Source organism: Paenibacillus silviterrae (assembly GCF_030167925.1).
Lineage (GTDB): Bacteria > Bacillota > Bacilli > Paenibacillales > NBRC-103111 > Paenibacillus_G > Paenibacillus_G silviterrae.
The window spans coordinates 3,509,077-3,531,066 of sequence record NZ_JASKUT010000001.1 but is presented as its reverse complement, the minus strand read 5'-3'; the positions used below and the strand labels follow the sequence as shown (position 1 = coordinate 3,531,066).

The 21,990-nt window shown below is 55.3% G+C and carries 13 protein-coding genes; all 13 read left to right on the top strand.

Translation table 11 applies throughout. The annotated features are described in order from the left end of the window. Nucleotides 1-10: 10 nt before the first annotated feature. The 13 genes from QMO62_RS16030 (at nt 11) to QMO62_RS15970 (ending at nt 21,918) form a co-directional block, all read left to right on the top strand. Nucleotides 11-1,723 carry an S-layer homology domain-containing protein gene (locus tag QMO62_RS16030; RefSeq protein ID WP_284642455.1) on the top strand — a complete coding sequence of 571 codons (1,713 nt, stop codon included), beginning with the start codon at nt 11-13 and terminating at the stop codon, nt 1,721-1,723. A gap of 2 nt (nt 1,724-1,725) precedes the next feature. Continuing rightward, complete coding sequence (locus QMO62_RS16025; RefSeq protein WP_284642454.1) at nt 1,726-6,384, top strand: 3-keto-alpha-glucoside-1,2-lyase-like domain-containing protein; 4,659 nt, start codon at nt 1,726-1,728, stop codon at nt 6,382-6,384. 387 nt (nt 6,385-6,771) lie between these two features. Then, nucleotides 6,772-8,193, top strand: a complete 1,422-nt coding sequence (locus QMO62_RS16020; RefSeq protein WP_284642452.1) for a glycoside hydrolase — start codon at nt 6,772-6,774, stop codon at nt 8,191-8,193. A 129-nt stretch (nt 8,194-8,322) separates the two neighbouring features. Then, the gene (locus tag QMO62_RS16015) at nt 8,323-10,704 is read left to right on the top strand and encodes a sensor histidine kinase (RefSeq protein ID WP_284642450.1); all 2,382 of its coding nucleotides are present in this window, start codon (nt 8,323-8,325) and stop codon (nt 10,702-10,704) included. A 16-nt stretch (nt 10,705-10,720) separates the two neighbouring features. Continuing rightward, complete coding sequence (locus QMO62_RS16010) at nt 10,721-11,368, top strand: response regulator transcription factor (protein ID WP_284642448.1); 648 nt, start codon at nt 10,721-10,723, stop codon at nt 11,366-11,368. A 179-nt stretch (nt 11,369-11,547) separates the two neighbouring features. Continuing rightward, a complete protein-coding gene (locus QMO62_RS16005; protein ID WP_284642447.1) occupies nt 11,548-12,492 on the top strand; it encodes a helix-turn-helix transcriptional regulator in 945 nt (314 codons plus the stop codon). A gap of 103 nt (nt 12,493-12,595) precedes the next feature. After that, nucleotides 12,596-13,099: a DinB family protein gene (locus QMO62_RS16000; protein WP_284642445.1), complete on the top strand. Its 504-nt coding sequence runs from the start codon at nt 12,596-12,598 to the stop codon at nt 13,097-13,099. A gap of 196 nt (nt 13,100-13,295) precedes the next feature. Then, nucleotides 13,296-14,171 carry an arylamine N-acetyltransferase family protein gene (locus QMO62_RS15995; protein WP_284642443.1) on the top strand — a complete coding sequence of 292 codons (876 nt, stop codon included), beginning with the start codon at nt 13,296-13,298 and terminating at the stop codon, nt 14,169-14,171. A 410-nt stretch (nt 14,172-14,581) separates the two neighbouring features. Further along, nucleotides 14,582-15,268: an ABC transporter ATP-binding protein gene (locus tag QMO62_RS15990; RefSeq protein ID WP_284642441.1), complete on the top strand. Its 687-nt coding sequence runs from the start codon at nt 14,582-14,584 to the stop codon at nt 15,266-15,268. A gap of 1 nt (nt 15,269) precedes the next feature. After that, nucleotides 15,270-17,756 carry an ABC transporter permease gene (locus tag QMO62_RS15985; RefSeq protein ID WP_284642439.1) on the top strand — a complete coding sequence of 829 codons (2,487 nt, stop codon included), beginning with the start codon at nt 15,270-15,272 and terminating at the stop codon, nt 17,754-17,756. Then, entirely contained in the window at nt 17,749-18,567 is an 819-nt protein-coding gene (locus QMO62_RS15980; protein WP_284642437.1) for a DUF8832 domain-containing protein, read from the top strand. Before QMO62_RS15985 ends, QMO62_RS15980 begins: the two co-directional genes overlap by 8 nt. Before the next feature lie 13 nt (nt 18,568-18,580). Further along, nucleotides 18,581-19,954 (top strand): DJ-1/PfpI family protein, encoded by a 1,374-nt coding sequence (locus QMO62_RS15975; protein WP_284642435.1) that lies wholly within the window; start codon nt 18,581-18,583, stop codon nt 19,952-19,954. A 203-nt stretch (nt 19,955-20,157) separates the two neighbouring features. Continuing rightward, a complete protein-coding gene (locus QMO62_RS15970; RefSeq protein WP_284642433.1) occupies nt 20,158-21,918 on the top strand; it encodes an ABC transporter ATP-binding protein in 1,761 nt (586 codons plus the stop codon). The last annotated feature ends 72 nt before the right edge of the window (nt 21,919-21,990 follow it).

Here is a 21,990-nt window from a genome sequence, read left to right as displayed (position 1 = left end):
TATTATTACTATGGGAAAGCGAGGGAATGGTTTGTTCAAAAAGCGAATGATGTGCATGATGCTGATCTTCGTGATGCTGACCTCGGCGGGCGTTGCTAATGCCGCCGAGCCGGCAGCCGTACTGGCTCCGATCGGGTCCAAGGTACAGGGAGAGTCATTTACGATTCAAGGGACAACGGGCCTGCCGGAGGTCATCGTCATGATCTTCAGACCGAACACCACGGTACTGGAGATGGACCAGCTGACGTCGGATCAGCTGCAGAGCGGCAAGACGGTGACCCTGCCTAATGATGCTCCTGCGGGCACGTACACCGTTAAGGTGGGCTCGGGCAGCAATGTGGCGGTCACTACCTTTGCGGTTGCAGCTAAGGCAGGGGGCGGAGACGGAAATGGCAACGGTAACGGAAGTGGGGGTGACAATGGGAGCGGAAATGATAACGGTCACGGCGGTGGCCATGGCGATGATGACGGCAATGGCAATGGCGGCGTTGGAGGCGGGAATAGCGGAGGCAGCATGCCCGGGCGTCCTGCGATGCTGCCGGACGGGTCCGTAGGGCTTATGCTGCAAGCGATCGACCGTACGGATGCTTCCGGAACAGCCAAGGCTGCAGTAACCAAGGACATCATTGATCAAGCGATAGCCCTTATCAAGGACAGCAAAGGCTCGAAGCTGGTCATCGAGCTGCCCAAGGCGCACCGAGCCAAGGCCTACGAAGCTGTTTTACCGGCCTCCCTTGTAACGGAGAACGGCAGAAGCTTGAAGCTGGAGCTCCGAACGGAGCTGGCAATCGTTACGGTGCAGGGCAACATGCTGAAGAGCAGCCAGGCCGGAAGCGCGGCCACCGTATCGTTCCATGTGGCCAAGGCGGACCCCGGGCGTCTTCAGGAGCAAGTCCGAGCAGTGGTTGGTGAACGGCCGGTCATAGATCTGAGCGTGAAGCTGGATGGGCAAGCGATCACTTGGGCGAATCACGAAGCGCCGGTCTTGGTCTCGGTGCCGTACCTGCCTTCGGCAGGCGAGTTGGCGAACCCGGAGGGTATTACGGTATGGTACCTTGACGCGAGCGGCAAGCCGGAGCCGGTTTCGAGCGGCCGTTACGATGCGGCTTCGGGCATGGTGCAGTTCAAGACGACGCATTTCAGCCAATACGCCGTGGTTCATGTCGTCAAAACGTTCGCTGATCTTGCGGAGCATGCGTGGGCCAAGAAGCCAATCGAGGCGCTTGCGGCCAAAGGCATCATCGCAGGGATCTCCGAGCAGGAGTTCACTCCGGGAGCGCCAATCAAGCGTGCAGACTTTGTGCTGCTTCTAGTCCGGACCCTGGGACTAACCGCAGACATTGGCAGCAGCTTCAGCGATGTATCGCCGGTAGACTACTACTACGAAGCACTGGGCATTGCCAAGGGCCTCGGCATCAGCGAAGGCGCAGGAGACAATCGATTCCTGCCGCAGAAGGAGATTTCCCGGCAAGAGATGATGGCGCTTACAGCACGCGCGCTGCGCATCGCAGGGAAGCTGGAGGGCTCGGCATCCCCTGCTGGCTTGAGCCGCTTCCACGATGCAGGAGATGTTGCGGATTACGCGGCCGCCCCAATCGCGGAGCTGATCGGCAAGGGCATCATCGAGGGCAGCGACGGCATGCTGCACCCGCGGAGCAGCACGAGCCGTGCCGAAACCGCTGTGATGCTGTACCGCATTTATAACCTTGGAGGAGGAATGTAAGGATGGCATACGTAGGCACCAAGCTTTACCGCAGCGTCAAGAAGCAGTTCGCTCTGCTGGCCGCGGCTGCGCTGCTGGCCACTGCAGCCGCAGGCTATGCGCCTCAGACGGCGCAGGCGGCCAGCCTGAATCTGGAGGCCGATTATGCGGTCTCGGAAGGGACGCTTGTTCGTACAGAGCAGTTCAACAACACGAACTACACCCCCTTGCCGGTGCATGTCGTCGATGAACTGAAGGGGATCAAGACGAAGGTTGTCCGCGATTTCGTCAAGATCAACTGGTATTACAATAAGGATAGCAGCAACAGCGATTATCTCGCTTATTCCATTGAGGACCCGCGGAACGCTACGAATGCGGATCTGCAGCACGCACGCAAAGAAACGTACGACTTCATGTCGCAGTTCTCCGACTCTCTGCTGATTTCGCTTGCTTATTCCTACGGGGGAGACGCCAACCCGGGCAAAAACCGCCTGATCGCCGGTGAAACCGAAATGAACTGGCCGGAATTCGACAAGGCGATGAAAAAGATCATCTACACCTTGAAGGAGAAGAACCCGGAGCTCGAATATATCGAGGTGGGCAACGAGCCGAACCTGGAGCCTGCGTTCTACGGGCATGTTAAGGACGATATTCCCGGCTATATGCGGATGTATAAAGGGATGTCGGAGGCGGTCCAGTGGGTCAACACTCAAGGCCTAGCGGGACATACGCTGAAGGTCGGGGGCCCGGTCTTGTCCGGCTACAATTTTGAAAAACAGAAGCAATTCGTCGATATCGCCTATCAGCAAGGCTATCATGTGGATTTCGTGTCCTGGCACCGTTATCAGGAAGATGTTCGAATGAATGAGACGCAAGAGCTTCAGATGAAAGCTTATCTGCGTCAATTTTTCCCGCAGGCCACTACGATTGTCAGTGAGTATGGCTGGAAGGGAGGCGGCGGCTTAAGCGACCCGACCAATAATGTGGGGCTGGCGAAGCAAGCGGCTTTTATGACCGATTCGGCCTATTTCTATGCACGCGGCGGCACGGACATCCCGATGAACTGGGTTGCGGTGCATACGCTGAACGCCTACTTCAAGAACCAGTTTGATGTCGATTACGCACTCAGCAACGGGAATACGACGGAGTTCCAAAGTTTTACGAACCGCGATCCAAGACCGCTGCAATACTTGAATCTGCGGGGCTGGAGAGAATCGGCCTCCTCCTCCAAGCCGATGAAGATTAAGGAAATCCGCTTTTATGACAGTGGTAACAACCCGATTCCCATTCCGAATCCGACGAATGACGTCAACCTTGCGGCCGTTACGGACAACAACGATGCCACGATGTTTACCCAAGCGGATTACTGGACGTGGCTGAAGTTCGATCTGGGAGCGGGCGCTCCGGCCATAGCACGAGTAGATATCAAATGGGGCAATACCGACATCAACACCTTCCAGCTGATTGGAACCGCCGATAAGCTGAAATATTACGAGGTACTGGGCAAAACCTTCTTTACTCCTTATTTCAACACGATGCGGATGTTTGCCCGGCTGGGGGATACCCGTGTGAAGTCGACGGGAGGGGATACCTCCATCTACGGAACGAGAATGCTGGCAACCAAGAACAGCGACACGAAGGCGACCTTGATGGTCTGGAACAAGCAGGGGGACGGCATTGCCTCCTCGAACGTGAACATCAGCGTGAAGAATTTGCCGGCGGGCTTCCAGGGCAAGAGCCTGCGCTACAAGAAGTATCTCGTCGACGAGACGCACAGCAATTTCGCTTATAACAAGATCGATGAGCTCCAAGTGGTGGAGGAAAACGTAGTTAATGTAAGCGACAATCTTGTGTTCAGCCAAACGCTTGAGAAGAATGCAGTCATGCTGCTTGAGCTGGAGGCGGTGGATCCCAGCATTAAGAATATCGTTTCCGCAGGCAAAACGGTCACCACCTCACCGGGTATGACGAACGGGTTGAATGTGGTGGACGGGATCAGCTCTACGGCTTCCGTCGCTGCGGACAGCACGTATCCTCAGACGGTTCAAGTGGATCTAGGCAAGGAATACTATTTGGCCGGTATGCAGATCGATTGGACGAATAGCGCTTCCAGAGGATACAAATATTCGATTGCCACCAGCTCGGATGGCACTACGTTTACTACCGTAACGGATAAAACATACGGCTCGGACCCAAGCTATGTGCCTCCGATGGGTAACAGCCTGGAGTTTTTCAAGACCAAGGCCCGTTATGTGAAGCTCACGGTAACCGGCTCAACCTTCGATGGACCGCTGTCGATTAATGATGTGAAGGTGTTCGCGGAGGCGCTGTATAAGAGCGGCTTTGAGACGGCGCAGGAGAAGGACTTGTCCGGTTGGACCCAAAAGGGCTATAGCAGCTTGGATACGCCGTGGACTCTCGTGACGGACAGCGTCACCAACAATACGTATGTACAGCCTACCGGTGTCTACGATACGACCCCCAGCTTCGCGATCTTCGGAGAAAATTTGAAGGATTATGGCATCGAAGCCCGCGTCCAAGAAATACCGGGCAGCAGTGCTGCGGGCAAAGCCCAGATGGGACTGCTGGCACGGGCAGGCACCAATTATAACGATTTGTATTACTTCAAACTGTTCCGAAACGGTAGTACGAGTCAAGCGATTCTGGAAAAGCGGGTGAACGGCAGCAACACCACACTGAGTACCTACAACCTGCCGAATGACTATCTAATGGAAGGCAAGTGGTATAAGCTCAACCTGGAGGTAGTAGGGACGACTCTTACAGGCTATGTCGACGGAGTAAAGGTGCTGCAGCATACCGATACGAGCCGCACGGCAGGAAGATTCGGCTTGCGCAGCCATGAGGCGAAGGCAGCGTTCGACGACGTCAGAGTGTACCTGATCGTGCCGCTGCTGGGCGACATTCAAGTGAACGGCGCGAGCATCGCCGGCTTCGATCCGCAGGTCAACAGCTACACCGTATTGGTGCCGTCGAACACGACGACCTCCACGATTACTGCGGCTGTGTATGGAACGGCGAATGCCGCGGCCTCTCCGGTATCCGGCCAGGTTACCTTCACCGGGGTCGGCCAGGAGAAGCAATATACGGTAGCCGCTTTGTCGACCGAAGGCAATGGCGCTAACTATTATAACCTTACGCTGAGAACGGCCAATTCCGACACCTCGCTGAGCAGCCTGCGGATTTCGGTCATCTCCGATCCGTTGACCGCGCCCCGCACGGAGCTGCCGCAAACCAGCATTGCGCTTGTTCCCGGCAAAACCGAGTACCGCATCACCGTGCCTTCTCGCACGCACTATGTGAAGGTACTGGAGGCGGTTCCTACGGCAAGCAATCTGTCGGCCGTACAGATTACCGATGGCGTCCTCGTGAACGGAGCGGGAACAGCGAAGGTACGGGTCACCTCCGAGGCAGGAACGGCTGCAGAGTACATCCTGCACATCCAGGCGAACCCGCCGGCACCGGTAGGCGCGATTTTGCACGAGGAGGATTTCAACGGCGGTTCATATGACCAAGCTGCAGGAACCGGCTGGAACAACGGGGCTACGCCGAACGGAGCCGCGAATCATCTAAGGGTCGTCGATGAGGAAGACGGCAAGGTATTGGAGAAGCATACGACGGGCAGCATGGCCTTTACCGTAGGTCAAAGCGGATGGACGAATTACGAGGTGCGGGCAAGAGTGAAGCCCCAAGTCGGCACTTCCCTTCCGGGAGTCATTGCCAGAGCCTCCGACGACGCCAAAAATTTCTATATGCTGCGCATCCATAACGGCGAGAACGGCTTGCCGGGCGGCAGCACAGGCTATGTCGTGCTCGGACGCATCCATAACGGTAACATCCGAGAGCTGGACAGCAAAAAGATGCCGTATCCTTATCTTGTCGGCAATTGGTACCAGCTTCGACTGGTCATTGACGGCAACCGACTGAGAGGCTATGTGGACGACAATCTCATCTTCGATGAGGTGGATAACGGAGCCTTGTTCCCGCAAAGCCCTCCCGCTTTAACGCAAGGCAAGGCAGGCATTCGGGTAGCGAATCAGCCGGGACGAATCGATGACTTCCAGGTGGCTGAGCTTGCATCCGGTCCGGTAGACACGGAAAAGCCGGTTATTACGCTGAACGGATCCGAGACGGTGGAGGTAACGGTAGGCAGCACGTATACGGATGCCGGCGCCACGGCTGCGGATAACGTAGACGGCGACATCAGCGGTCGGATTCAAGTGACCGGCACCGTGAATACGGCGGTGGTCGGTACGTACACCCTTACCTACAACGTCAAAGACAATGCGCTTAATGCGGCGATTCCGGCGGTGCGGACCGTCCGCGTCGTGCCCGCAGGAGATAAACCGTTCACGTTAGCACTCAACGGCCAACTGAACCGAACCGGAGGCCTGAGCGCAAAGGTCGATGTGTCCCGCACAGCGGGAGCGGCCGACCATGCTGGAACGGAGGTCGTGTACTTCCAGCTGCTGAAGGGCAGCACGCCGATCTCCCACGTCGCGCTGGAGACGGACATCGCAGGCTCCGGCCGCTTGACCGGCCACTTCGATGTGCAGGATCCGGGGGATGCGCAATACCAGATCCATGTATTTGTGGTCGATAAGCTGGATCCTCAGGATTCCACTCTGCCGGTTTCGTTATCGAATAAGCTGGAAGTGAAGTAAATCAGAGCAAGCTGCAGCCGAATGGATTCCATGGGGCTGCAGCTTGCTTTATTACTGGAATGTAGTTTCTGCAATGCGGTTCGCGCGAACAAGGCATTCTTTCGCTTTTTAAGCCTCTTTTGCACGGAACGGGGTGGGTTTGACTGCAAAAACTGCAATGAAGCGAATCCGAATGGGGCTAAGTAGGGGCATTCCATTGCATGAAGTGCAATGCAGGCGGAAGGCTCCCGGGGACGATGCACTTGAGATCGATGATAACGATAAATCCCGGAAAGAAAGTACGGTAATGACTATAGACGGAAATAATTGTATGCGTTTACAATGACAGCAGCTTCCCGGTAACGCGCGGCCAGGAGGTAACTTACCTGCGTGAGGAGTGAATTCATATTGAAGCTGGATAGCAAAGGGATCGTCACAAGGTCATTGGCGTTTGCCGCTGCTTGTGTGCTGCTTGCCTCATTTCCGTCTCTTATTCCGGGAGCCGCGGCTGCCGACACCATTACGATCGACAAAGGGACGACGTTTCAGACCATCGACGGCTTCGGAGCGGCGGCGAATAAACCGGTGCATTACCTCAAAAACAATATGAGTGCCGCGAATCAAACCGCCATACTCGATAAGCTGTTCTTAAACAGCGGCTCCAACGCCGGGCTGACGATCATCCGCTGGGAGATCAACCCGTTCAAGCCGAGCGAGGACTCCTCCGGGATCGAAGTGTCCTACTGCGGCTGGAATGGCTGTACCGAGGACTGGAGCACCGATGCTCATCAACGATGGTTCGCTGATCAAGCTCTGGCCAGGTACAGCCCCATGCAGTTCTATGCGGTGCCCTGGAGTCCTCCGTCTTGGATGAAGGACAGCGGATCTACGAACGGTGGCCACTTGCTAAGCGCACGGTACGCGGATTTTGCCAGCTACGTAACCAGGTGGGTGGAGAAATACAAGAACGATTTCGGCTACAACATCAAGTGGCTGAGTGTCCAGAATGAAGCCGATTACGAGAATACCCAATGGGCAACGGCCAGATACTACAATGCCGAGATGGACAGTGCCATCGGCCACATCGATACGGCGCTGATAAACCGGGGGCTCCGCACCCAGATCAAGCTGACAGCCCCCGAGGCTACGTCCGAGAATGTAGCGATGAACTTCCTGAACAATATGCCGCTTAATAAAAGCAAGGTAGACTACATCGCCTATCACAATTACGGCAATAACAACAGCACGCTGTATAACGAATCCAAGCCGAAGCTGCAAACGGAATTCAATTTCAAGGACGAGGTCAATAACCTGTGGAAGCCCGGCGACACGGCCTATGATACGGAGCAGGCCGTAGAGCTTGCGGCCAAAATCCAGCGTACGCTGACCACAGGGGGCTCCAATGCAGCCAGAGGCTTTCTGTACTGGTGGAGCGTGGGCAAGGATGAGGCTCTGGCCCAGCAGCTCGTCAACCTGAATATTTCGAATGGGACGTATTCCGTCAGCAAGGTGCTTTACGCCATGGGGAACTTCAGCCGTGTGATGAGACCGGGCTATCAGCGCATTCAAGCCACCTCCAGCAACCCGTCCCTGCTCGTCGCTGCCACCAAAATCAACTCCACCGGAAAGTCGCAGCTTGTCGTCGTGAACACGTCCTCTTCCGATATTACCGCCACTGTGAGCGGCTTCTCGCCCGCCTCCACGGCGGCTGCCAAGCTCAAGACAAGCGCTACCGACAATCTTACCAACATGGCGGATGTGATCTTAGCGAACGGCTCTTTTACCCAAACCTTCTCGGCGAAGTCGATCTATTCGTTCTCAGAGAAATAAGCTTCCTTTGGGGATGCCTGCACTTTTTGCGGGCATTCCCTATTTTTTTGCGCGGCAGGATGCTCTCCGATTCGATATAATGTAGCTATTCACTGAATCATTCATTACGGCCATAAAAAGGAGATCGGCATGGGAGCTTATCGGAAGGTGATCGAGGGAGCGAGGCAGTGGCTGACGAATCTCCCCGATCCCATGTATATCATAAATCTGGAGGGGCAATTCCTGTGGGGAAACCGGGCTTTCGAAAGCCGGTATGGCAGCGCCGGGGAGCTTCCCGAAGCATCGGTTACCTTGGTGCCGATTGTAGATACGGATAACGTTACCGTTGCCTATACCGCTGTGCTGAAGGACGATGCCGCAGCGGCGGAACGGGAGGAACGGCTGCGGCTCGTCGCCGAGAACACGTGGGATACCATCGTGCTGGTGGACAATCAGGCGGTAGTCCGCTATGTTTCCCCTTCCATGAATGCGTTGTCAGGCTATCAGATCGCGGATTATGAGGGGATGGATGCCTTTGATGTCATACATCCGGAGGACAAGGACCGTGTGAGATCGGTCCATGCCGAGGTTGTGCGAACCAAGCAGCCGGTGGAGCTGACGTATCGCCTTGTTCATGCGGAAGGCCATACAATTCATATCGAAGCCCGGGTTAGGCCGGTTTTCGATCATCAGGGGGATGTCAAGTACGTGGTGGCCGTCGCCAGGGATATCTCCGAACGGAAGAAGGCCGAACAGCTGCTGGAGAACATTCTGGACAACGTCAACGCGGCGGTATGGTCGACCGATAAGGATTTTACAAGATACACGTTCTGCTCGGAGAGCATCGAGAGGATATCCGGCATCCCTCGGCGGGAGATTATGCATAACCCGATTCGGCTGCACGATCACATCCACCCTGACGATAACGCGATTCTCATGGGGGAAGTGAAGCGGAAGCTGGATGAAGGGCTATCCGTCCGTCAGCCGATCCGTTACATTCATATCGAGGGGGAAACCCGGTGGGGCCAGCTGGTCGTTCATCCTTGGAAGGATCATACGGGGGCTGTGGAGCGGCTGGACGGCATGATCATTGATATTACGGAGAAAATGCGTTCGGAGCTGGCTCTCGAGGAAAGCGAGCAGCGGTATAAATCTTTGTTCGAGAACAACCTGGACGGTGTGTTTTCGATCGAGCTGGACGGCTTTTATTTTGTCAATGCGAACCGGTCCTTTGAAGCCATTACGGGCATTCGCATGTCCCAGCTGACGGGCCGCTGCTTTCTCGGCATGATCTACGACGAGGACCATCCGCAGGTGTACGAATGCCTTCTCGAGGTGCTGCAGCAAGGGAAGCCGAGGGATATCGAGTGCCGCCTAAGCCATACGAACGAAGGAGAGCGGATTGTCAGCATTACGTTCGTGCCGATCTACTTGTCGGGGAGCCTTAACGGCGTTCACGGGATCGTTAAGGACATTACAAAGCGGAAGCAAGAGGAGCGGGAGCTGATCCAAAGCGAGGAGCGGTATAAGTTCCTGCAGCAAAGCCTGAACGGCCTGTCGAGTGATTTGGCCAATGTCATGAAGGTTTCCGAGCTAGAGCATCGCCTGCTGGAGGAAGTAAGGAACGTTCTGCAGGTGGGTGATGCATCGATCGAGGAGGTGCCGCGAGGACAGGAGACAGAGGCGATGGGGGCTCAAGCCACCTGGATTCCGATCGGGGAGAAAAAGCATCCCGTGTACCTGCGGATCGCTGCAGATCGCACCTTCCTTCCGATAGAAGAAGAGTGGCTGGAGACCGCCGTGCATTATGTAACGCTTCTGTATGATAACCTGAGGCTGATTGAAGATCTGATGAAGCGGCTCGAGGATCTGGTATCGACGAGCCAGACGCCGAAGTGGATGCTGAGACTGTTATTTAAGCTTTCGGAAAAGGAACGGTTTGCCTTGTCGGCCGACCTGCACGATTCCGTGCTGCAGGACCTGATCATATGGTACCGTAAGCTGGAGTCGCTGCGTTCGGCGGGATTTTTCGGAGATGCGGGGCAGGAGGAGCTCAGACAGATCGAGGAAGGGCTGCTGGACGCGATCCATCAGATTCGCATTACTTGCAATGAGCTGCGTCCGCCGTTCCTGCTGAAAATGGGGCTGGTTGAGTCGCTGAAGAGCTTATTTCAATACACGCGGATGTTTGCCAATTACGAAATCGAATTCCAGGCGGGGCAGCAGCTGGACGGCCTGAGCGAGGAGCAAATCTTGGGGATGTACCGCATCGTGCAGGAGCTGCTGAATAATGCGTCCAAGCATTCGAAGGCCGAGAAAGTCACAATGACGCTGGACGAAAGCGCAGATGCCGTGCGGTTCCATTACGCCGACGATGGGGTTGGGATGGATTTGTCCGCATTCGACGGCTCCTTCCAGCACATGGGGCTTGCCGGGATTGAGAAGCGGGTGCTCAGTCTGGAAGGGAAGGTCGAGTTTCAATCGGCTCCGCAGCAGGGCGTTCGGGTGACGATTCATTTTCCAAAAAATTAACTGACAGGTGAGGGACATGGAAATCTTATTGGTGGACGACCACCGCTCGGTGGTAGAAGGGACGAAAATGCTGATCGAATCCGAGCCGGGGATGAAGGTGACGATCGAAACGGATGTATACTGCGTGCCGGATCTGGTGCGTTTGAAGAAATTCGACGTCATGCTGTTCGACCTTTATATGCCGAATGTGAACGGCGCCGATTTGACGAGGAAAATTCTCGATTATGTGCCGGATGCCGTGATCCTCATCTATTCCGGCTTTGAGATCGCGCCGCATTTCAATCTGCTGATGGAATCGGGCGTCTCCGGGTTCATTGCCAAAACCTCCACGCGCGAGCAGCTCATTCAAGCGATTCGCTGCGCGGCCAGGAAGGAAGCGATTGTCCCGATGCAGCTGCTGAAGCAGCTGAGGCGGCAGGAGATCGTGGTCCAAGGCGACAAGGGACGGGAGGAGACGACGATCACGCAGGAGGAGGATAAGCTGCTGCGGGAGCTGGCGAAGGGAAAGAGCAACAAGGAGATCTCCCAGGCGCTGATGATCAGCCAGCGTTCCCTCGAGTACAGTCTGACGGAGCTCTTTCAGAAGCTGCAAGCGAGCTCGCGCGTGGAAGTGATTAAGAAGGCGAAGATATTAGGGATTTTGCCGACTGAGGATTTATATTAGAGAGAGTGGCGCCGCTTGCGGCGTCATTTTTTTTGACTCTCGAGGGGGAACGAGGGGTTATCTCTACTTTGTTGTATCAGGTAAAATGAAGACATGGAGCCGAACATTCTTAAAGAACGGTACGGCAGATGGGGTTTGGCGAAATAAGGTAAGGGTCTTATCCCGGGAGGTTGCTATCATTGAAGCTTCAACGATTGCTAGGAATTACCATGCTGCTGCTCAGCCGCAAGAGAATAGGCGCCCAAGAGCTGGCCGACCGGTTTGAGGTCTCGCTGCGCACGATTTACAGAGATATTGAAGCGATTAATGACGCGGGAGTTCCTGTCGCTTCGTTTGCTGGGTTGGATGGCGGTTATGAGATCATGGACGAATTTCGCATTGAAAGGCAAATCGTCACCCTCGACGATCTGTTATCTATTGTTACGGCTCTGAAAGGAATGCAGACGACCCTGCAGGATCAACAATTGGATCATTTGCTGGACAAGATCAATGCACTTTTTGCCAAATCCGAGCAGCATCGGATAGAGGAAGCGGGAGAGCAGCTGATTATAGGTATGAGCCCGTGGACAAGGGTGGACACGGATAAGGACAAGCTGGCTGAGCTTCGGCTGGCGGCAAAGAACCGTAACGTGGTGTGGCTGACTTACTTAAGCCCCGAAGGAGAGGCGGAGGAGAGGGCCGTAGAGCCGATCGGGCTTGCCTGGAAAGGAAGTGCCTGGTATCTGTACGCGTACTGCAGACTGAGAAAAGATTTCCGGACATTCAAGCTTTCCCGAATCCGGAAGCTCCGGGTTGATATGGAAGTGTTCCCCCGCCGGAAGGAACGCTTGGTGGATCTCGATGCCAAATGGGGGCGGTGGAAAATGGGGCCTTACATAACGATGGTGCTTCGCTTTCATCCGAGAGTGAGAGTACGGGTTGAGGAATGCTTTGGTCCGGAGCAGATGACGGTGGAAGAGGACGGATCGCTGCTCGTAAGGTCGGAACTTCCTATAGACAGTTGGCTCTACGGGCTGCTGCTCAGTTACGGACCGGATGTGCGCGTGCTGGAGCCGGAATTTCTTGCCGAAGAAATTAGCGGACAAGCCAGGCGAATCGCTGAGCTCTATGGGCAATTTCCGTAATAAATTTTGAAGTCTGCTGACAACACGCTGTCAGTGGACCCCAAGTATACTAAAGCTGCCGGATTCATCCCCGGCCTGAAAAAATGACTAGGAGGCTAATCTTATGTACACATCATTGCAAAATTTTATAGCGGAGTATACCAACGAAGCGGAGGGCACCCAGAGGCTGCTGGACCTCTTGACCGATGCATCCCTGAAGCAGGAAGTTATGCCCGGCTACCGGACCCTCGGGAGATTGGCATGGCATATCGTGACCACGATACCGGATATGCTTCACCGCACGGGCCTGAAGTTCGATGCGCCTTATGAACATAACGAGCCGCCGGCATCGGCCGCCGAAATCGCATCAACTTACCGGACAACCGTTCAATCCATGCTGGATGCAATCCGCACGCAATGGACGGATGAGACTTTGCTGGAGGAAGCCGACCTGTATGGAGAGCTTTGGAAAAACGGATTTACCTTAAATGCGCTTGTGAAGCATGAGATTCATCATCGTGGCCAATTCACGATCCTGATGCGGCAAGCCGGTTTACCGGTGCCGGGGGTGTATGGTCCTGCCAAAGAAGAATGGGCAAACATGGGCATGGAAGCTCCTGCTGTTTGATATCGGCCTATCCGGATAGCAGGAGAAGCAATCACTCTCTAAGAGTGGTTGCTTTTTTTTATAACATTAGAATTTATAACAGGATGGAGTCCGATCTGCAGAGCAGCTGGCCGGTGAGCGCAGGATGCACCAACGGTTACGTCGAATTCATAGTGCAGGATTTTTCATTACAAAGCTTATGGGAGGGATACATGGCATGATGACGAACGAAGAAATCCGTCTCTATCTACGAAGACTGGGCATCCCGGATATTCAGCCGCCAAGCCTCGCATATTTGAGAGAGCTTCACCGAGCCCATATGGAGAAGCTTCCATGGCAAACGATCGATATTGTGGCCGGCTTCCCCGCACCTATTGATGTCAGATCATCCGTGAATCTGATGATCGGCGGCCGCAGCGGCTATTGCTTCCACTTGAACGGCGCCTTCAGCGAGCTTCTGCGCTCCCTCGGCTTCACCGTCTTCCGGCACAGAGCCGGTGTTCAGCCGCTGGGGCAGGAGCCTCGGATCAATTCCTTTCACCTCGGGCTCACGGTCAGCTTACCGCACGAGAACGGAGAGGAAGAGCGGTGGATCGCGGATGTCGGGCTGGGAGATATGCCTTATGAGCCTTTGCCGCTGCGTGCAGGAAGCTATGAGCAAGGACCGTTCCGATACCGCGTGACGGCATCGGCTGTTAGCTCGGGGGGCTGGCGCTTGGAGCACGACCCCGGAGCTTCCTTCGCAGGGGCTGACTTTGCTCCTGAGGCGGTAGATGGCCTGGATGTATTTCAACCGAAGCATGAGCATTACAGCACGTCGCCGGAATCGCCATGGATCCAGCTGTTCCTCGTTCGTCATAGGCATGCTGCCGGCAGTAACGAGCTTCGGGGCTGCATATGGAGCAAAAGGGAGGGAACGGACGTGACCAAGACGGAGCTGACGACTCGCTCCCGATGGCTTGAGGTGTTAGGTGATGTGTTTGGCGAGCGACTCGTGAAGTATAGTCCGCAGGAGAAAGAGGACCTGTGGAAGAAGGTATGGAGCCTTCATGAGGCCTGGAAGCGCTCGAAGGCCGATTCCCCAACGGAATAAGCAGCCGCCGACGAATGATGAAAGTCATTCGCGGCGGTTTTTTTGTGTCTACGGGCAGGAATAAGACAACGGCAGATGCTTATTGCTCAGGTAGGCTATCTTCGGGAGACGCATAAGCACACGGTGACTGCCAATTGCCGGCAAAACCGGCTTTGGAGGCCCGTAGAATGTGCTTAAGCACTTGCCATTGTTTTATTGCACCAAGGAAGGAGCCAATGGAGCAAATAAGCACTCGCCGGCATCCTAATTCCTGAACCCAGTGCGGACGGCTCCGTCGCTTTTTGCGCGAAGACCGCAAATATTTGCGCGTGGCGATGCATCGTTTGCGCGTTCGAGGATTCCGTTCGGGTATATGATGATCTCATATCAATGAAGGCAGCCGAGAGCTGCCTGTAGGAGGACGACGAACGATGATCCAACTGAAGAACGTAACCAAGGTATTTCATTTGGAGGCGGGCAGCTTCACTGCCCTGAAGCCAACCGATTTGCACCTGAAGAAGGGAGAGTTCATCGCCATTATGGGTCCGAGCGGTTCCGGCAAAAGCACGCTGCTGCAGCTGCTCGGCGGACTGGATCTTCCGACGGACGGCACCATCACAATCGATGGCGTACAGCTGGAGCAGCTGAATGAGAAGGAGCGGACGTTGTTCCGCCGGGAGAAGGTCGGCTTCGTCTTCCAGAACTATCAGCTGCTGCCGATGATGACCGTGGCCGAGAATATCGCCCTTTCCCTTGCGGCCAATAAGGCGCCGAAGGCGGAAATCGATTCGACAGTCGAGCGCTTGCTCCGCGAGGTGAATCTTGAGGGGAAGGCGGGAAGCTTCCCGTCACAGCTTAGCGGCGGCCAGCAGCAGCGAGTAGCGATCGCCAGGGCGCTGGCTATGAAGCCGAAGCTGATTTTGGCTGACGAGCCGACAGGGAATTTGGACCGGAAGAACGGTCAGGATATATTGCAGCTTCTTTCCCGGCTGAACCGGGAGGAGCAAATCACCATCGTCATGGTAACCCATGACCGGCAGGCGGCGGCAGCTGCGGATCGGGTCATCGTACTGCGGGACGGCGAGGTTGCCCAGTACGGGCTGGAAGGAGTGAGCTGAAGTGAACCTATGGCACATAGCATGGCGCAATCTCATGCGGCGCAAGACGCGCACGCTGCTGACCCTGATTTCGATTATTATCGGCGTCGGCTCTACCTTCGGCGTCATCGCTTCCGTCGATACCGCCAAGAAGGCGTTCCCTCTGTATTTAAAGGCGGCTTTCGGCAAAGCGGATTACACGATCAACGGCATGGAAACCTTCTTCCCGGAAGCCGTGTACTATGAGGTCCAGAAGCTGAAGGATGTTACCGCTATGGCGGTGGTAGAGCAGAGCACCCAGCTTCGGCTGAAGGAAGAAGGCATTACAGACATACAGAAGCGGGTGGATTTGAAGGGCTACAGCCGCACCGATACGGCGCTTACGAATTTCGCTCTCGTAAAGGGTAGCCTCACAGGGAACGGTGCCGTCATCACAGACCGGACGGCGAAGGTGTGGAAGGCGGACGTGGGCGATACTCTCTCGATCGAGACGGATCAAGGAGTGAAGGAGATTCCGATCACAGCTGTCGTGAAGTACACCGTGGAGCTGATGGGACCTTCGAGCTGGTCGATGGCGAAGTACCATCCATGGACGGTCGTCGTGCCGCTTCCTGTCCTTCAAGAATGGTTCGGCTTAACCGGGAAGGTGGAGACCATTCAGCTGAAGGCAATGCCCGAAGCGGATGAAGAGGCCGTGAAGCAGCGAATCGACGAGCTGACGAAGCGCTACGACCAAATCTACATGCAGCCGGTCATTATGGATTTCGACGCGCAATTCAATGATGCGGGAACCTTCTTCCTGGCATTATATATCGCCGGGCTGCTCGGCATCGCGTTAAGCGCCTTTGTTATTTTTAATTCCTTGTATGTGAGCATTAACGAACGCAAGAAAGAATTTGCCGTACTGAAAACGATCGGCTACACACCCGAGCAGCTGCGAAGCTTTGTGCTGGCGGAGGTGCTGCTGCTTGCTTTTGCCGGGACGGTCATCGGGCTGGTCATTGGATTCGGTCTTGCGTATGTTCTGAAGCTGGCGATCTTCATGCTGTTCAGTGTGCATGAGGCAGGAAGCATGGTGCTGTGGAAGGGGCTTGGGGTTTCGGTGCTGTCAGGTTTGCTGGTGCCGCTGCTTGCCTCCATGTATCCGATTCGTCAGGCGGGTCGGGTCAGCGTCATTGCCGTGCTGAAGGAGGCACGGTCGGAGAAGGCGGTCCTTCCACGGTGGAGAGGCGTTCTTGGTATCCTGCTGCTGTTATCGGGCTTCCTGATCAAGCATCTTCTGGTTATCGTACCGATGCTGCTCGGTGTAGGGCTGCTCTTCCCCTACTTGCTGCGTGGGTTCGTGCTGCTCCTTGAGCCTGTATACCGGGCGCTGTTCGGCTTCAGCGGTGAAATCGCCACCCGCAATTTGACAAGGAATCTCAGCCGCACCTCGATGACCTCGGTCATTCTTTGTATGGGGATCGCCATGATTTTGCTGATGGGCTCCCTCAACTCGGCGCTGATTCAATCGTACGAGAAAGCCATTTTCGCCTCCTACGGCGGTAATCTGGATGTTATGTTTCACCATGCGGAGAAGACGGATCTAGAGCAAATCCGCAAGCTGGAAGGAGTGGCGGAAGCCGAGACGTATGCGCTGCAATCGGCAATCTGGAACTTGGACGGCCAGAAGCGCAAGCTGCGGGTGTATGGGGTAGGCGCGGAGTGGATCGACCGCTTCCCGCTGTTCCGTCCCTCGGAGGGAACCCACAGTGAATGGATCGGGCGGCTGGCTCCGGACGAGATCATTTTGGATAAAATCGCGTACGGCATCTGGGGCGGCCGCATCGGCGAAAGCATATCGCTGGATACGGCTCAAGGAACGAAAGCATTTAAAGTGGTTGCAGTCGTTAACACAATGAAGAACAGCGGCTTCGGAGCTTTTATGAAAATAAGTGACTTCCGCGACCATTTCGGCTTAAAGTTTGAGCGAAATGCACTCGTGCTGAAAAAGGCGGAGGCTTCGCCGCTGCAGCTGAGAGAAGCCGTGTTTAACCAGTTCGGCTCCCGGATCGAGAAGATGTTCGGGCCGGAGGACTTTGTTTCGGTGGTCGGGGCGACGCTAACCGGCTCGTTCAGCGTGATTAACTTCCTTGTCGTGCTGGCTATCGTTATCTCCGGCGTCGGCATTACGAATACGCTGCTCATGAACATTATGGAACGGATCCGCGAGCTGGCGATGATGCGTGCGGTCGGGGTTACGAGAGGGCAATTGATTCGAATGATCATGCTGGAGGGTCTAGGCATGGGTTTGGCGGCAACGGTCATCGGCTGCGTGCTCGGCATCCTGCTCATTTATCTCACATCGACGTTCATGGAGATCAACTCCTTGACGTTCCAATTTGGAGTTTCCGGGCTCATCTTGTCTCTGGTTGCCCTGTTCGGCATCCTGATCAGCCTGATCTCCAGCTTCACACCGGCTTCGAGAGCCGCCAAAATTCATTTAAGCGAGGCTTTGCGATATGAGTAAAAGGATACTGATGATAGTACTGTTAACCGCGATTTTATCCGCCTGCGGATCCAAGCCTTCATGGGATCAGGAGAAAGTCCCCGCGGCAAGCGCCGGTCAGGTTCAGCGTCTGCTGGCGGATCAAGTCAAGTCGGATTGGAGCCTGACCGATGCGGGAGCTTCCGAAACGGGCATCGGCAAGCGCATTCGGCTCGAGGTGAAGAAGAGCGACGGGTCCCCTGTGGATCGTTTTCAGGTCAACCATGAGAAGCTGCTGCATTTGATCGTGATCAGCAAGGATTTGTCTTACTTCAATCACATTCATCCGGAGCATAAGGGAGGCGGCGTATTCGAAATCGATAACGTCTTCCCGGCAGGGGGGGAGTACCGGTTCATTGCCGATTTCAAGCCGACGGACGGCGATTCGATGACCAAGATGGAATGGCTGAAGGTGGAGGGCAAGCCATCGGAAGCGGTGCCGGTTGTGCCGGATGAGAAGCTGGTCCGGGTGATAGACGGGAAGCGGGTAACGCTGGCCCTGGATAGCCTGGAGGCCAAGAAGGAAACGAAGCTGACCTTTACCTTGACCGAGGAGTCCTCGAGTCAGCCCATTACCGATCTGCAGCAGTATTTGGGTGCGATAGGCCACGTAGTGATTTTGTCGGAGGACGGAGAACGGTACGTGCACGTCCATGCGGAGGAGGGCCAAGGCACGGGTCCGGACGCCGTCTTCGAGGCGAGCTTCCCGCGGAGCGGTGTATTTAAGATTTGGGGACAATTCCAGAGAAACGGGCAAGTATTCACCGCAGCGTATGTGGTGAAGGTTCCATAACAAGGAGGATACTATGAAACTGTTAATGCGTATTGTCGTCTTTATCGTGATAATAACGATATTTACCGGAGCGGTCGGCTTTGTCGGTTATGCCAATTCTCAGCAAAATTTCTGGGCATCTGTGCGCCAGGAGCCGCTGCCGGACCTTACGGGCCTCGCGAAGCCGAAGCATGACTCGAGCAAGCCAACTGTGGCTGTGCTGCTGGGGAACGAAAATACGGAAGGCATGGATTTCACCATTCCCTATCAGATGTTCGCCATGACAGGAGCCTACAACGTATACGCTGTTGCGTCGGACAATCAAGTGAGGACCTTAACGGGCGGCTTGGAGGTAGTCCCTCACTACTCCTTCGAAGAGCTCGACCGGCTGCTTGGCCGCAGCCCCGACATCATCGCCATTCCCTATATGAACATGAGTGATGCAGGGAAATACGAGCCGATCCGCCAGTGGCTCCTGAAGCATCAATCTACCGTTCTGCTAAGCATTTGTGCAGGTGCGGATAATTTGGCGGCGACCGGACTTTTGAACGGAAAAACGAGCGCCACGCACTGGCAGACCATGGCGGTGCTGACAAGGAAGTACCCGGAGGTGAACTGGGTACAGAACCGCCGCTATGTTACCAACGGAGATCAAATGATGTCTTCAGCGGGGATATCTTCCGGAATCGATGCGGTGCTCTATGTCATCTCCAAGCAGCTGGGAGAGCCGAAGGCAGCCCAGCTGGCCAAAGACCTGAAATACCCGTCCTATCATTTCCAGCAAAATCCGGTCGTTACTCCATTCTCTATGGATTGGCGGTTCAGCATCTATGTGCTAAACAACATGTTTCAGTGGAACAAACTTAAAGCGGGCGTACTGCTGTATGAGGGGGTAGAGGAAATGGCGATTGCTTCTTCCTTCGACATCTACTCCGATTCCGGTACGACGCGCGTGCTGTCGGTTGCCTCTTCTATTCAGCCGCTGGAAACCAAGCACGGGCTGAGGGTCATTGCCAGACATACCATTGAGGCGGCCCCGTCCGTCGAGAAAATGATCGTCCCGGGTAAGCAGGCAAGAACGCTCGCAGCGAAGGAAGCGAAGCGCTGGAGCGACAGGAGCGGCGCGGCGGCGCTGCAGTATGTGCACAGCGATGCGCCGGACCGCTTCCTCTTCGAGGTGCAGCTGGAGGACCTGGCGAAGCAGGAGGACGTGCTGACGGCGAAGCATGCCGTGAAGCGGCTTGAATATCGGGCTCAGGATATCCAGCTGTCCGGCAAGCCGTTCTCTATGGAGACGTACGGCACGCTGCTCCTGACGATTGGCGTGGCTATACTGCTCGCGTATGCAGTGGATCGGCGCTTCCTTCGGAGGCCGAGGAAGCCGGCGGCTGCGCGGCTGGCACAATGACGCTCAGGTGAGGGGATAAGGGAGGCTTAGCTTCCTTTATCCCTTCTTTTTATTCTCCTTTTGCGTGCGCAACGCAAAGTTTTGCGCGGCGTCCTTCACCTTATGCGCTCCCTACCCGCAGTGTTTGCGCGATACGCTAAGCTCCTTCACAGTAAGCTGGTACTAAGCAAATCAACGTACCTGTGCAAAGGAGCTGAAGCTTCATGAATCACATGAAATTGCTTGTCCCCTACGTCCGAAAGCAGATGAGCCTGTACCTCCTCGGCTTCGTAGGAAGCCTGTTCCGATTCCTCATTCCGCTATCCGTCCCGCTCGTGATCAAATACATGTTCGACGACCTGCTTCAGAACGAGGCTTTATCGTATTCCGCCAAAACACAGCAGCTGCTGCTGATCGCAGCAGGGATGCTGGCGGTATTCTTCGTCATTCGCGGCCCGATGGAGTATGTGAGGCAATTTTTTCTGCATAAGGCCAACAACAACGTGCTGAAGGAGCTTCGCACGGATGCTTTCCAGAAGCTGCATGCGCTGGATACGAGCTATTTCACACAGCACCGGAGCGGAGAGATCGGCACGCGCTTCTTCGACGACATCGAACGGGTGAGAGGCTACCTGACGGCCGCTTTGTCCAACGTGTGGATCGAGACGGTCGTGCTGAGCTTCGTCATTGGCGTGATGCTGACGCTGGACCTCAAGCTGACGCTGCTGGCCGTTCTGCTGGTGGGCATTCAGTTCGCTCTGGCGCACCTTCTCTCGAGGAGGCTGAAAACGACCACGAGCCAGATGATGAGCTACCGCTCGGTGCTTAGCGGGTTTATTTTCGAAAGAATCCAGGGGGCTTTCCTCTCCAAGCTGTTTTCCGCAGAGAAGAAGGATAAGGAAGAGCTGGAGCAGCACTTGGTTCGCTTCGAGCGGCTGACCGACCGGCAAGCCCGGGTCAATGCACTCTCCCTGGCCTCAGTGAACGTGCTGAGTGACGTGACGCCGCTGTTGATTGTGCTGGTCGGCAGTCTGTCGGTGATCGACGGAAGCTTGACGCTCGGTGCGCTGCTTGCCTTCTTTGCTTACGTGGACCGGATGAGAAGCCCTGTCACGGCGCTGGTGCAAGCCTTCCCTGCCCTTACCGAGGGGAGTGTTGCGATCGGGAGGGTATTCGATTTTCTGCAGACGCCGGTCACCATCCAAGAGAAGGAGCAGCCATGCGAGCTGCAGGAGTTCCGCCAATCGATCGAATTCCGTGACGTTACGTTCGGCTACAGCGAGGGGGAGCCGGTCCTTAAGGGGATCAGCTTTATTTTAGAAAAAGGAAAAACGTATGCCTTCGTCGGCGAAAGCGGCGGCGGCAAAAGCACGATCATGCAGCTGCTGACCCGGATGTACGATGCGGACGGTGGTGAGGTACGGATCGACGGCGTGAGCATCAAGGATTACTCCATCGCCGGCTTACGGCAGCAGATGGGCATCGTGACGCAGGATAATTTCCTCTACAGCTCCTCCGTAAGGGATAATTTGCGCATGGCGCGGCTGGACGCAACCGACGAGGAGATCGTTGCGGCGGCTAGGAAAGCTTTTGCCCATGAATTCATTAGTGCTATGCCGGGTGGTTACGATACTGAGATCGGGGAGAGGGGTCTGAAGCTGTCGGGAGGCCAGAAGCAAAGGCTGGCGCTCGCGAGAGTGTTTCTCAAGAATCCGTCCATCATCCTGCTGGATGAGGCGACCAGCGCTCTTGATAATGAAAGCGAGAAGCTCGTTCAGCAATCGATAGAGCAGCTATCCCGCGATAAGACGGTGATCATGATTGCCCATCGGCTTTCGACGGTGTTAGAGGCGGATACGATTTTTGTGGTGCGGAGCGGGGGCATTGTCGAGAGCGGCAGCCATCAGCAGCTGATGGAGCTGGGAGGATACTACAAGGAGCTGTACCAGGCTCAGAATCCGGCGGAATGGGCGGAAGGCGCGTAACCAATTTCAGCACATTGAGCTAGAGGCCTGCTAGAGCGTATAATAGAAAGGAGAATCCTATTTAAATAGAAA

Bases quoted from the DNA above. Each gene is read 5' to 3' on its own strand.
- QMO62_RS16030 (WP_284642455.1), top strand. From the start codon at position 11: ATGGGAAAGCGAGGGAATGGTTTGTTCAAAAAGCGAATGATGTGCATG.
- QMO62_RS16025 (WP_284642454.1), top strand. From the start codon at position 1,726: ATGGCATACGTAGGCACCAAGCTTTACCGCAGCGTCAAGAAGCAGTTC.
- QMO62_RS16015 (WP_284642450.1), top strand. From the start codon at position 8,323: ATGGGAGCTTATCGGAAGGTGATCGAGGGAGCGAGGCAGTGGCTGACG.
- QMO62_RS16010 (WP_284642448.1), top strand. From the start codon at position 10,721: ATGGAAATCTTATTGGTGGACGACCACCGCTCGGTGGTAGAAGGGACG.
- QMO62_RS16000 (WP_284642445.1), top strand. From the start codon at position 12,596: ATGTACACATCATTGCAAAATTTTATAGCGGAGTATACCAACGAAGCG.
- QMO62_RS15995 (WP_284642443.1), top strand. From the start codon at position 13,296: ATGATGACGAACGAAGAAATCCGTCTCTATCTACGAAGACTGGGCATC.
- QMO62_RS15990 (WP_284642441.1), top strand. From the start codon at position 14,582: ATGATCCAACTGAAGAACGTAACCAAGGTATTTCATTTGGAGGCGGGC.
- QMO62_RS15980 (WP_284642437.1), top strand. From the start codon at position 17,749: ATGAGTAAAAGGATACTGATGATAGTACTGTTAACCGCGATTTTATCC.
- QMO62_RS15975 (WP_284642435.1), top strand. From the start codon at position 18,581: ATGAAACTGTTAATGCGTATTGTCGTCTTTATCGTGATAATAACGATA.
- QMO62_RS15970 (WP_284642433.1), top strand. From the start codon at position 20,158: ATGAATCACATGAAATTGCTTGTCCCCTACGTCCGAAAGCAGATGAGC.